Below are 11,413 nucleotides of genomic sequence, written 5' to 3' on the forward strand. Positions count from 1 at the left end.
ATGGAAAACCGCATCCGCCCGCTGGTGCAGCGCTATTGCGAATTCGACTTCAGGATTGACTACGCGAATGGTGAGATCAGCTTCTTCCGCGACGAGCGCGTGCTTCAGGAAGACGGCAGCTTCAAGACCTTCAGGCGTGACAACATCAAGATTTCGCGCGGCGAGGAAAACATCTTCATCTGGTTTTTCTTCCTCGCCATCGCCCAGCTGGCGATCGACGGGCAGGAAGCCTATGACTGGGTCAGATACCTCTATATCGACGATCCGATTTCCTCGCTCGATGAAAACAACGCCATCGCCGTCGCCGCGCATCTGGCCCGGATGCTGAAAAAGCAGGAGCGGCTGAAGGCGGTGATCTCATCGCACCACACGCTGTTCTTCAATGTGCTGTGCAACGAAATCAAGAACGCGCGGCGGTTCTACCTGAACCGCGTTGGAGAGAGTTACGCATTAAACGACACCGGTGACACTCCGAGATTTTACCATGTTGCAATGCTCAAGGAGCTTTGGGAGATATCTCGTTCGGGAACCCTGTACCCATACCACTTCACGATTCTGCGCAGCATCATGGAAAAGGCTGCAACTTTTCACGGGTATAACGGTTTGAAGAAGTTCGTTGCGGATATCTCGGATCGGGATGACGACGAGGAACTTCAATTGCGGTACGTGCAGCTGTTAAGTCACGGGGGTTACTCCCTTTTCGAGCCTAGGGAGATGGTCGAAGACAACAAAGCGATTTTTCACAAACTACTCGGTAATTTCATGAAGAAATACTGCTTCAACCCCGAGCTGTTTCCCGAGGCTGAAGTCGAGGAGGCCACCGCATGACCGATCAAGATCAAATCCGCTTGGGCAAGACACTCTGGGCCATTGCCGACGAACTGCGCGGCGCGATGAACGCGGATGATTTCCGCGACTACATGCTGTCGTTCCTGTTCCTGCGCTACCTGTCAGCCAATTACGAGGCGGCGGCCAAGACCGAACTTGGCCCCGACTGGCCCGAGCTTGCCCAAGGCGAAAGACGTTCGCCGCTTGCCGTGTGGTATGAGCAGAACCCTGATGACATCGAGGAATTCGAACAGGTGATGCGCCGCAAGGTGCACTACATCATCAAGCCCGATCACCTCTGGAACTCCATCGCCGAGATGGCCCGAACCCAGAATGATGAGCTGCTGCACACCCTTCAACGCGGCTTCAAGTTCATCGAGAACGAGTCGTTCTCCAGCAATTTCCAGGGCCTGTTTTCCGAGATCAATCTCGATTCCGAAAAACTCGGCAAGACCTACAAGCAGCGCAACGAACGCCTGTGCACGATCATCCAGAAGATCGCCGAGGGCCTTGCGGAATTCCCTTCCGACCGCGATCTCTTGGGCGATGCCTATGAATACCTGATCGGTCAGTTCGCGGCCGGCTCCGGCAAAAAAGCTGGCGAGTTCTACACGCCGCAGGAGATTTCAAGCATCCTCTCGGGCATCGTGGCGCTGGACAGCCAGGACCCGGCATCAGGTAAGCGGACAAAGCTCAACCGTGTGCTGGATTTCGCCTGCGGTTCCGGCTCGCTGCTGCTCAATGTCCGCCGGAATATGGGCAAGCACGGCATCGGCAAGCTGTATGGTCAGGAAAAGAACATCACCACCTACAACCTCGCGCGGATGAACATGCTGCTGCACGGCGTGCGCGATTCCGAATTCGAAATCCATCACGGCGATAGCCTGCTCAATGACTGGGACATTCTGCGAGAGCAGAACCCCGCAAAAAAGATCGAGTTCGACGCGGTGGTCGCCAATCCGCCCTTCAGCTACCGCTGGACCCCGAACGAGGAAATGGCGGAAGACTTCCGGTTCAAGGGCTATGGCCTGGCGCCCAAATCCGCAGCAGACTTCGCCTTCCTCCTGCATGGTTTTCACTTTCTGTCACGCGAGGGAACGATGGCCATCATCCTGCCCCACGGCGTGCTGTTTCGCGGGGGCGCGGAAAAGAAGATCCGAACGAAGCTGCTCAAGGATGGTCATATCGATACCGTCATCGGCTTGCCCCCCAAGCTCTTCTATTCCACGGGGATCCCGGTATGCATTCTTGTTCTGAAGAAGTGCAAGCAACCCGACGACGTACTGTTCATAAATGCGGCCGAACTCTATGCGCCAGGAAAGCGGCAGAACACGCTATTGCCTGAGCATATCGGCAAGATCATTGACACCTATCGGCACCGGCGGGAAGCCAAGGAAGAGTTGGACAATGGCTCCTACTTCGTTGCTCGCAGGGTCGGCATGGAGGCAATCGCGGAGGAGCACGATTTCAATCTCAACATCTCACGCTATGCCAGCACCGCGAGACCGGAGGAACGCGTAAATCTCGACGCAGTGCATCGACAGCTTTCCGACCTGCATAAGCGGATTGCCTCGGCGACTCGGAAACACAACGACTACCTGAAAGAACTGACCATACCGACGCTGCCACTTGATTCCAAGCAGGCTCCCGATTGACACCTTCACGGGCATTCACAGGAGGATTCCGGACGGAGTTGGTACCGACATGCCAATGTTCCCGCACTCTGTTTACGCATTGGCGAACGTCCGATCCCGGTCGTTTCTCCGAAGAAGCCACTGACATCGAAGTGTTTAGGTTGCGTTGCAAAATAATGATGTGATTTCAGTATGTTGCAGAAAATTCACCAAATCACCGCAGTCAAGAGGTTCAGAGAAAAACGGCCCGGAGAGACCAATTTCCGGTATTTCGCGGCCACCAAGGTGAATAGCCCGTCGGCGTAACCCTTGAAAACAACGGAAAAATCCGGCGGCAGCGCAGGCAGAGAAACATTCCTCACAGAACAGTGGCGGAGACGAAGGGATTCGAACCCTCGAAACGGTCACCCGTTTACTCCCTTAGCAGGGGAGCGCCTTCGACCACTCGGCCACGTCTCCGCTGACCGCTATATGGGACTACCCTATGCGCTGCAACCGTATTTTGCGCGGGCGCGCGCGGCGGCGGTCAGGGGTGGCGGGCGGCGTCGGGCGCGCTGGCTTGCGGGAACGGGACTCCGTAGACCCGCATCGCGGTTTCGTGGGCGATTTTCGCGGACTCGGCGGGCGCGAGCGCGTCCAGAAACCCGCGCGTCGCGTCGATCCAGTCGCCGAGGCCGTTGGCCATGTCGACCACCGGCCAGTCGCCGCCCCAAAGGATGCGGTCGGGGCCGAAGGCCTCCAGAACATGGGCGACCCAGGGGCGGATCGCCTCCGCCGAGGCCTCGCCCGGCGCGCAATAGGCCATCACGCCCGACAGCTTGCAGGTGACGTTGGGCAGCGCCGCCAGCGCGTTCATGTCGCGCCGCCAGGCGGTGGTTTCGCCGCCGGCGATGTCGGGCACGCCGCAATGGTCGAGGATCAGCGACATGCCATCGCAAGCCTTGGCCAGGTCAAGCGCGATGGGCAGCTGACGGGCCAGAAAGCACATGTCGAACGTCAGGCCGCGCCGCCCGATCTTGCGGATGTTGGCGCGAAATCCGGCGTCGCGCGACATGGCGTCATCGACCACGTGGAGGATGCGCCGGAAGCCGACCACCGGCAGGTCGGCGCATTCCTCCAGCCAGGCGTCGAAACCGGCGTCGATCTCGGGCCGGCAGGAGGCGATGAGGCCGAGGATGCCGTTGCCCGGATCGGCGGCGAGGCCCGCAACATGGCGGATCTCGGCCTGATAGTCGGCGTCGTCGACGCCGGTCTCCATGAACAGCTTGGCGCCGACGCCCTTGCCAGCAGTGACGGCGGCGTAGTCGTCGAGGGTGAACGCCCGTCCCGCCAGCACCGGGATGTCGTCGGTCCAGGAACAGCGCGCCGTCTCGGGCAGAACCAGATGCATGTGGGTGTCGAGCAGGGGTGTCATGTCGTGTCTCCGTCAGGCTGTTGGGGGCGCGATGCGCGGGGGTCCAGGCGGGGAATTCGGCGGGGTTCTCCGGGGGAGGGCCAGGCCCCGCCCCCGGGATGGGCCGCCCCCCGGTCAGGTGTTGGACCAGCCGCCGTCGATCACATGGGCGGCGCCGGTGGTGAAGGATGAGTCGTCCGAGGCCAGATACACCACCAGCGCGGCGATCTCCTCCGGCTGGCCCAGGCGGCCCATGGGCTGACGGGCGAGGAACCCGGCGCGCGCCGTTTCGTAATCGCCCTGCGCGCGCATCCGGTCCTGCAGCGAAGGCGATTCCACCGTGCCCGGGCACAGCGCGTTGCAGCGGATGCCCTGCGCCACGTAATCTGCGGCCACCGCCTTGGTCATGCCGATCACCGCCGCCTTGGTGGCGCCGTAGGAGAACCGGTTCGGCGCGGCGATCACCGACGAGGCCACCGAGGCCATGTTGATGATCGAACCGCCGCCATTGTCCAGCATCCCCGGCAGGAAGGCGCGCATCATCCGGTACATGGCGGTGACGTTGAGATCGAGCGAAAAGGCCCAGGCGTCCTCGTCGCAATCGAGGATGGTCCCGTGCTCCACGAAGCCGGCGCAGTTGAACAGCGCATCGAGCGGCCCGGTGCGCGCCGCGGCCGCGGCGATGGAGTCGGGCTCGCGCACGTTGAGCGCGAAGGTCTCCAGCCCCTCGGCCGCCAGGTCCGCCAGCGCCGTTTCGTTGATGTCGGTGGCGAAGACCCGCGCGCCCTCGCGATGCATGGCCAGCGCGCTGGCCCGGCCAATGCCCTGGCCCGCGGCGGTCACGAGGCAGGTCTTGTTCTTCAGTCTGTCCATTCCGGTCTCCGATGTCTTGCTAGACCGGCAGGCAGGCCGGCCCGATGGGGTCGAATGATTTATAGGTCAGGATGAATTCGCAATGGCCAAGTTTCTCGGACCGGCTTTCGCCGCCGCCGGCGACCCGGCGCATCTGCGCCACGATCTCGTCGCCGACCTCGTCGAGCGTCGCCTCGTCCTGCAGGATGCGCCCGGCGTTCACGTCCATGTCGTCGGAAATCCGCGCGAACATCTCCGGATTGGCGGCGATCTTGATCACCGGCGCGATGGCCGGGCCGACCACCGAGCCCCGCCCGGTGACGAACAGGGTCATATGCGCGCCCGAGGCCATCATCTCGACGATTTCGGCGTTGTCCGAGATGTTGGGGACTCCGAAGCGCACCTCGCCGTCGGGCGCCACGTCCATCAGGCAGAGCCCGCCCCGGGGCGGCGCGTCGCCCGGCTTGATCAGCCCGGCGATGGGCGACATGCCGGACTTGGCGTAGGCGCCCATTGATTTCTCCTCGATGGTGGTGAGCCCGCCATCGGCGTTGCCCGAGGCGAAGCTTCCGTGGCCCGGCACCGCATGATACCGCGCCGCCTTGGCCACCGCGGCGCGCAGCTCGTCGGCCAGCGCCGGGGTGGCGGCGCGGGTCGCCATGATTCCCTCGCAGCCGATCAGTTCGCCGGTTTCCTCGAAGATGCAGGCGGCGCCCATGGCGGCGAGCTGATCGAAGGCCCGCCCCCCCTCCCCCCCCCACCGCCGGGTTGCCGGTGAGGCCGCTGGCGCCGTCGGAGCCGCCGCAGACGGCGCCGATGACCAGATCGTCGATCGCCATGGGAACCGTCGCCGCCCCGGCCAGCGCCGCGACCTGCGCGGCCAGCCACCCCCGCCCGGCCTCGATCGAGACGCGGGCGCCGCCGGCGCGCTGGATGACGACGGTCTCCGCCGGGCGGCCGCTGTCGCGCACCACCTGTTCCAGCTTGCGGCGATTGAAGCTCTCGCAGCCCAGCGACACCAGCAGCATCGCGCCGACATTGGGATGGGTGCAGAGCTTCTCCATCATCCGCTGCGCGCAGTCGTTCGGAAAGCAGCCGGAAAAGCCGATCAGATGCGCATCCGCGCGGTGGGGCGCGGCGATCTCGCGCGCCACGTGACGGGCGCATTCCACCAGACAGGCCACCGCCGCCACGTTGCGGATGCCCTTGCGCCCGTCGCGGCGCGGGTGGCCTCGCATGGTCATGCCTCGTCCTCCGGGTCCAGCGCATGGGTCGCCGTGCAGTCGCTTTTCAGGTTGTGCACATGCACGTGCTCCCCCGGCGCGATGTCGCGCGTCGCCGAACCGATGGGCGCGCCGTGCTTCACCACCCTTTCCCCCGCCGCGATCGCCCGGCGCGCCAGCTTGTGGCCAAGGCCGATGCGGGGCGCCGCCACGCGGCGCGCGCCCTCGATCAGCACGGCTTCATCGGGGCCGATCGGCGCGACCAGCACCAGCACGTTGTCGCGCGGCGACAGCAGCAGCAGACGGGGGTCGGGGCGGGTCGGGGCGGTCGGCGGTCGGCGGTCATGCGCGGCATCCCCGAAGCGCGGCGAAGGCGGCGGCCTGATGCGCCGCGCCCGACGCCCCCGCCGGGATGGCGGCGCCGTCATGGCGGGGGCAGCGGATGTCGAGCCCGGCGAGGCGCATGGGCGGCTCAGAACTTTCCGAATTGCAGATAGGCTTCCTGCGGGTCGGTCCCGGCGAGGATTGCGGTGCGCACCTTGTTCTCGGTGCGCATGGCGATTTCGGCCTGGGCCGCCACCTCGCCGACGATGTCGCCGGGGATGCGCACCATGCCGTCGCGGTCGCCGCTGAGAAAATCCCCGGGGCGGATCAGCACCTCGCCGATGACGATGTCCACATCGACGCCGCGCGGCCGCCAGCGCCCGACGATGTCGCGCGGCGTGTGAAAGCGCCGCCAGCTCTGGAACCCCATCTCGATGAGAAAATTCGCGTCGCGGATTCCGCCGTCGATGACGCAGCCGAGCACGCCTTTCCCTTGCAGCGTCTCGGCCGACAATTCGCCCATCAGGGCGGTGCGCCCGTCATGGGGCTGGCACACCCAGACATGCCCGGGCCGGGCGCGGGACAGCAGGCCGGTCCATTCCAGCAATGTCTGATGCGCGTCGGCGGACTCGTCCACCATGCCCTCGATGGTGAAGACCGGACCGCATAGCGGCCGTTCGGGCATCAGCGGCGTCAGGTCATGGGGCAGGGTGAAATTGCGCAGCCCGAGGCCGCGCATCACGTCATGCACCGCCCCGGTGTGGCATCTGGACAGGCGGGCGGTGATCTGGCCGGTCGGATCGGGGTTCGAAATGTCATTCACGATGAAAAACCTCCTCCATCTTCGCCCACCATTCGCCCTCCGCGCGGGCATTGAAAGGGTCCTGACAGGGCGAGCAGACCGCCCACCATTGCCGCGTGCGCGGGTCGGCGGCCATTTTCGCGGCGTCGGCGGCGAAATCATCGCCGTGGCATTCCCAATAGCCGAACAGCAGGTTCTCGGGTTCCTTCGGCCAGATCGAACAATTGCGGATGCCGCAGGCCGAGATCATCGCCAGGATGTCGGGCCAGACATCGGCGTGCAGGCGCCGGCAAGCCTCCACCTTGCCGGGTTTCAGCTTGATCGTCATGCCCATGCGCTGCATGTCATCCGCCTTTCGTCACGGTGGCGCGCGCGTCGCCGATCTCCAGCGCCGCGATGGCCCGCCAGTCCCAGTCGATGCCCAGCCCGGGATCGTCCGGGGGCCGGGCGCGGCCATTGTCGATCAGCAGCCGCGAATGGGTGATCCGGTCGAGCTGCGGGATGTATTCCAGGGTCGGCGCGTTGGGCACGGCGCAGACCAGCGACACGTGCAATTCCATGAGGAAATGCGGACAGATCGGCATGTTGAAGGCCTCGGCCAGATGCGCCGCCTTCAGCCAGGGCGTGACCCCGCCGATGCGCCCCGCGTCGGCCTGAACGATCGCGCAGGCGTCGCGCGCCAGATACTCCTTGAACTGCGACAGGGAATACAGGCTCTCGCCCACCGCCACCGGCACGCTGGTCCGGCGGGCCAGATCGGCGTGGCCGCCGATGTCGTCGGCGGGCATGGGTTCCTCGAACCAGGCGATGCCGCAGCGTTCCAGCATATGGGCGCGGCGCATGGCCTCGGCGCGCGTAAACGCCTGATTGGCGTCCACCATGATGTCGAAATCCGGGCCCGTCGCGTCGCGCACCGCCGCCAGCCGCGCCGCGTCGGTGGCGATATGCGGCGCGCCGATCTTTATCTTGGCGCCGCAGAAGCCCCTGGCCTTCACCGCCAGCGCGTCGGCCACCAGATCGTCGAGCGGCACATGCAGCCAGCCGCCCTCGGTGGAATACAGCGGCACCTCGGCCTGCGCGCCGCCCGCCATGCGGTGCAGCGCCAGCCCGGCCTTGCGGCAGCGCAGATCCCACAGCGCGACGTCCAGCGCCGCCAGCGCCAGCGAGGTGATCGCCCCGACCGAGGTCGCATGGGTGCGAAACAGCAGCGCGCGCCAGTTGCCCTCCACATCCCCGGCCTCGCGCCCGATCGCCGCCGGGGCCAGGGTTTCGCGCAACAGGCTGACGATCGCCGCCCCCCCGGCGCCGATGGTGTATGAATATCCCGTGCCCACGGCGCCGTCGCTGTCGGTGATCGTGACGATCGGCGTTTCCTGGGATTCGAAGGTCTGGATCGCGTCGGTGCGCTTCACCGGCGGGATCAGGTTGACCATGCGGATGTCGATTTTTTCGATCGCAGCCATGCTCAGATCCTCAGGCTTTCGCCGGTCTCGGCGTCGTACAGATGCGTCTTGTCGCGCGCGCATCGGAAATCCAGCGTTTCGCCGGGGGCGACGCTGCGCGGGTTGAACATCTTGGCCTGAATCGACATCCCGGCGAAACTGCAGAACAGGATGGTCTCGGCGCCCAGCTTGGCGTCGAGGCTGGACAGCGGCTCGTCGAACAGGAACGCCTGCGGCTGGCGCATGATGGCCCGCCCCATGGCGACGCGCTGGCGCCGGCCCCCGGCGGAGCTGTCCGGGCGCCGGCGCCGACAGGCGCGCGCAGTGGCGACCATGGGGTCCAAGCCGCGGCTGTGATCCCAGGTCAGGCCCCGAAACTGCGCGATTTCGGCCAAGTCGTCCTCCCGTCGCGGTCGTTCTCGCCGCGCATCATCGCTCCGCAAATCGCATGTGTCATTTTGCATGTCAAATATTGGTGCAAATATAAAATAATGCGTTGCGCCATGCGCCGCGCCGATCAACCCGCGCGCCACGGCCTGCGGCTATGATCGCCTGCGATTCCCCCGCCCGGTCCATGCCGGGGAGGCCCTGAAGACCACCGTCACCGTGGCCTCGAAATCCGACGACCCGAAACGCCCCGCCTGCGGCCATGTGATCGAGGCCGCCGAAATCCGCAGCCAGAAAGGCAAAACCATGATGTTCCGCGAACATGTCCTGCCGGTCGAACGCCGGAAGGCGCCGCAATGACCGCGCCGCTGCGCCAGACCTGGCCGCGCCCCGCCAATCCCAAGCCCATCGTCGTCATCGGCGCCGGGGGCATCACCCGCGACGCGCATCTGCCCGCCTATCGCAAGGCCGGCTTCCCGGTGAAGGGGGTGTTTGATCTGGACCCGGCGCAATCGGCCTCGCTGGCTGCGGACTGGGATCTGCCGCAGGTCTATGAATCGCTGGAAGGCGCGGTGGCCGACAACGGGCTGAATGCGGTCTACGACCTCGCCACCCCGCCCCACGCCATCGCCGAAATCCTGCGCGCGCTGCCCGACGGCGCCGCCGCGCTGATCCAGAAACCCATGGGCGCCGACCTGCGGCAAGCGCGCGAGATCCGCGCCGTCTGCGCCGAAAGGAAACTCAAGGCGGCGGTGAATTTCCAGCTGCGCTTCGCGCCGATGATGATGGCGGCGATTGATGGCGTCCGGCGGGGGCTGCTCGGCGATCTGCTGGAGATCGAGGTGCATCTGAACATCTTCACCCCCTGGAAACTGTTCCCGTTCCTGATCCCCATGCAGCGCGTCGAGATCGCCGTGCACTCGATCCACTATCTCGACGCCATCCGCGCCGTGGCGGGCGATCCCGTCGGCGTGTTCGCGCGCAGCATGGGCGATCCGCGCGCCAGGGACTGGGCCCAGACCCGCACCTCGGCGATCCTCGATTACGGCGGCGATCTGCGGGTGCTGATGAGCATCAACCACAACCACCAATGCGGGCGAAGGTTCCAGACCGGAAAATTCCGGTTCGAGGGAACCAGGGGCGCGATGGCGGTGAAGATGGGCATCCTCCACGACTACCCCAGGGGCGAGCCCGACGAGCTGTGGATCTGCGAATCCGGCGGCGACTGGCGCGCGATCGACCTGACCGGGAACTGGTTCGTCGACGCCTTCATCGGGACCATGTCCAACGTCCAGCGTTTCGACGCGGGCGAGGACGCGGCGCTGGTCTCGCCGGTCGAGGACGCCTTCAGGACCATGGCGCTGGTCGAGGCCTGCTTCGAGGCCAACGACCTGCCCGGCGTGGCGCTCGAATCCGACTGAAGGCCCGCCTGTGCGGGTCAGTCCGGCGCGTCGGCGCCGTCGCCCGCCGCCGGCGCCGCGCCGCCTCCGAGGCTGATCGACAGGCTGCGCGCCGCCTGCACCAGCGCGGCCTGGCAATCGCTGAAAGTGGCGCGGGCGTCGAGCCGCCGGATATGCGGGATGGTCAGCGCCGCGATGGCGTGGCCGGAATGATCGATGATCGGCGCCGAGATGTTGACCACCCCGCCGACCACGAAACTGTCCATGACCTCGTGGCCGAGCTTGCGGATGCCGGCCAGATCCGCCTCGATCTGCGCCAGCGTCACGCCGTCGGGCAGCGGCGCCTTCTCGATGATCTCCATCAGGCTGGCGCGCGGCAGATGCGCGACGATCACCCGCCCCGACGAGGCGCGCCAGAAATCGATCTTGGCCCCGAGCCGCACGCTCATGACATTGTCGCCGGGGCTGTCCACCTGCCCGATCACCAGCACATGGTCGCCATTGGCGATGGCCAGATGCACCGACTGGTTGATCTGCGGCGTCAGGCGGCGCATCAGCGGTCCGGCCAGCGCGGTGAGGCGGCGCACCAGCGGGATGCGGTGGGCGATCTCGAACAGGAAGGTGGTCAGCACGTAGCGGTCGCTGCCCGGCTCCTGCATCACGTAGCCGCGATCCTGAAGCACCACGATCATGCGGAACACCTCGCCCACCGAGCGGTTCAGCGCCCGGGCGACGTCGGTCTGGCTGAGGCCGAATTCCTGGCGCGACAGCAATTCGAGGATGTCGAGCCCCTTTTCCAGCGCCGGCGCCGAATATTTTTTCACTGGGGCCAAAGCGGTCTCCATGGGGCGGCGCGCCGCGTGGCGCCGGGTTCGGATTTCATATTTGAAACCGGGCGCGCGGCAAGAGGCCGCCCGAGCCGAAAGGTCAGTCCGGCGCCTGAATCCGCGCCAGCAGGCGGGTCAGAGTCGCCACCTCGGCGGCGTCAAGCCCGGCGAGGCAGGACTCCTCCCACGCCGCTTCGGCTTTCTCGACCCGGGCGCGCGCCGCGACGCCGGCGGCGCTGAGAACCAGGGCGCCGTCGCGCCGCGCCGCCAGACCCGCGCGCTCCAGCGCCGCGTCCGCGTC

Annotated in this window: 14 protein-coding genes, 1 tRNA gene and 1 pseudogene; 4 read left to right on the forward strand and 12 right to left on the reverse strand. The window is 65.8% G+C overall.

Annotated features, from left to right (window positions below):
- A partial coding sequence (locus tag AC1HC7_RS03220) for a hypothetical protein (RefSeq protein ID WP_479498673.1) occupies positions 1–828 on the forward strand: 828 nt, incomplete at its 5' end.
- Complete coding sequence (locus AC1HC7_RS03225; protein ID WP_479498674.1) at positions 825–2,483, forward strand: type I restriction-modification system subunit M; 1,659 nt, start codon at positions 825–827, stop codon at positions 2,481–2,483. The genes AC1HC7_RS03220 and AC1HC7_RS03225, both read left to right, overlap by 4 nt.
- A 348-nt stretch (positions 2,484–2,831) precedes the next feature.
- Here AC1HC7_RS03225 and AC1HC7_RS03230 read toward each other — a convergent pair.
- The 10 genes and pseudogenes from AC1HC7_RS03230 to AC1HC7_RS03275 form a co-directional block, all read right to left on the reverse strand.
- Positions 2,832–2,921: transfer RNA gene (locus tag AC1HC7_RS03230), tRNA-Ser, on the reverse strand.
- A 67-nt stretch (positions 2,922–2,988) separates the two neighbouring features.
- Entirely contained in the window at positions 2,989–3,876 is an 888-nt protein-coding gene (locus AC1HC7_RS03235; RefSeq protein WP_479498675.1) for an amidohydrolase family protein, read from the reverse strand.
- A 114-nt stretch (positions 3,877–3,990) separates the two neighbouring features.
- Positions 3,991–4,728, reverse strand: a complete 738-nt coding sequence (locus tag AC1HC7_RS03240; RefSeq protein WP_479498676.1) for an SDR family oxidoreductase — start codon at positions 4,726–4,728, stop codon at positions 3,991–3,993.
- A 19-nt stretch (positions 4,729–4,747) separates the two neighbouring features.
- Positions 4,748–5,746, reverse strand: a complete 999-nt coding sequence (locus AC1HC7_RS03245) for a hypothetical protein (protein ID WP_479498677.1) — start codon at positions 5,744–5,746, stop codon at positions 4,748–4,750.
- A pseudogene (locus AC1HC7_RS03250) lies at positions 5,646–5,951 on the reverse strand (UxaA family hydrolase); the annotation flags it as partial. The pseudogene AC1HC7_RS03250 and the gene AC1HC7_RS03245, both read right to left, overlap by 101 nt.
- Positions 5,948–6,205, reverse strand: coding sequence for a UxaA family hydrolase (locus AC1HC7_RS03255; RefSeq protein ID WP_479498678.1), 258 nt, complete (start codon positions 6,203–6,205; stop codon positions 5,948–5,950). The pseudogene AC1HC7_RS03250 and the gene AC1HC7_RS03255, both read right to left, overlap by 4 nt.
- 197 nt (positions 6,206–6,402) lie before the next feature.
- The gene (locus AC1HC7_RS03260; RefSeq protein ID WP_479498679.1) at positions 6,403–7,077 is read right to left on the reverse strand and encodes an RraA family protein; all 675 of its coding nucleotides are present in this window, start codon (positions 7,075–7,077) and stop codon (positions 6,403–6,405) included.
- Positions 7,070–7,399, reverse strand: coding sequence for an L-rhamnose mutarotase (locus AC1HC7_RS03265; protein WP_479498680.1), 330 nt, complete (start codon positions 7,397–7,399; stop codon positions 7,070–7,072). The genes AC1HC7_RS03260 and AC1HC7_RS03265 overlap by 8 nt, the downstream gene beginning before the upstream one ends.
- 1 nt (position 7,400) lies before the next feature.
- Positions 7,401–8,519: a mandelate racemase/muconate lactonizing enzyme family protein gene (locus tag AC1HC7_RS03270; RefSeq protein WP_479498681.1), complete on the reverse strand. Its 1,119-nt coding sequence runs from the start codon at positions 8,517–8,519 to the stop codon at positions 7,401–7,403.
- Positions 8,520–8,521: 2 nt separating this feature from the next.
- On the reverse strand, positions 8,522–8,743 hold the full coding sequence (locus AC1HC7_RS03275; protein WP_479498686.1) for a hypothetical protein: 222 nt from the start codon (positions 8,741–8,743) through the stop codon (positions 8,522–8,524).
- A 361-nt stretch (positions 8,744–9,104) separates the two neighbouring features.
- On the opposite strand from AC1HC7_RS03275, the gene AC1HC7_RS03280 reads away from it, so the two are divergent.
- Positions 9,105–9,245, forward strand: a complete 141-nt coding sequence (locus AC1HC7_RS03280; RefSeq protein ID WP_479498682.1) for a hypothetical protein — start codon at positions 9,105–9,107, stop codon at positions 9,243–9,245.
- Positions 9,242–10,306: a Gfo/Idh/MocA family protein gene (locus tag AC1HC7_RS03285; RefSeq protein ID WP_479498683.1), complete on the forward strand. Its 1,065-nt coding sequence runs from the start codon at positions 9,242–9,244 to the stop codon at positions 10,304–10,306. Before AC1HC7_RS03280 ends, AC1HC7_RS03285 begins: the two co-directional genes overlap by 4 nt.
- A 17-nt stretch (positions 10,307–10,323) precedes the next feature.
- Here the strand turns inward: AC1HC7_RS03285 and AC1HC7_RS03290 are convergent, their stop codons facing one another.
- Both AC1HC7_RS03290 and AC1HC7_RS03295 read right to left on the reverse strand, forming a co-directional pair.
- Positions 10,324–11,109 carry an IclR family transcriptional regulator gene (locus AC1HC7_RS03290; protein ID WP_479498685.1) on the reverse strand — a complete coding sequence of 262 codons (786 nt, stop codon included), beginning with the start codon at positions 11,107–11,109 and terminating at the stop codon, positions 10,324–10,326.
- A gap of 103 nt (positions 11,110–11,212) precedes the next feature.
- Positions 11,213–11,413: hypothetical protein (locus tag AC1HC7_RS03295; RefSeq protein WP_479498684.1), on the reverse strand; the 201-nt coding region annotated here is incomplete at its 5' end.

The sequence above is a fragment of the Oceanicella sp. genome (assembly GCF_056449545.1).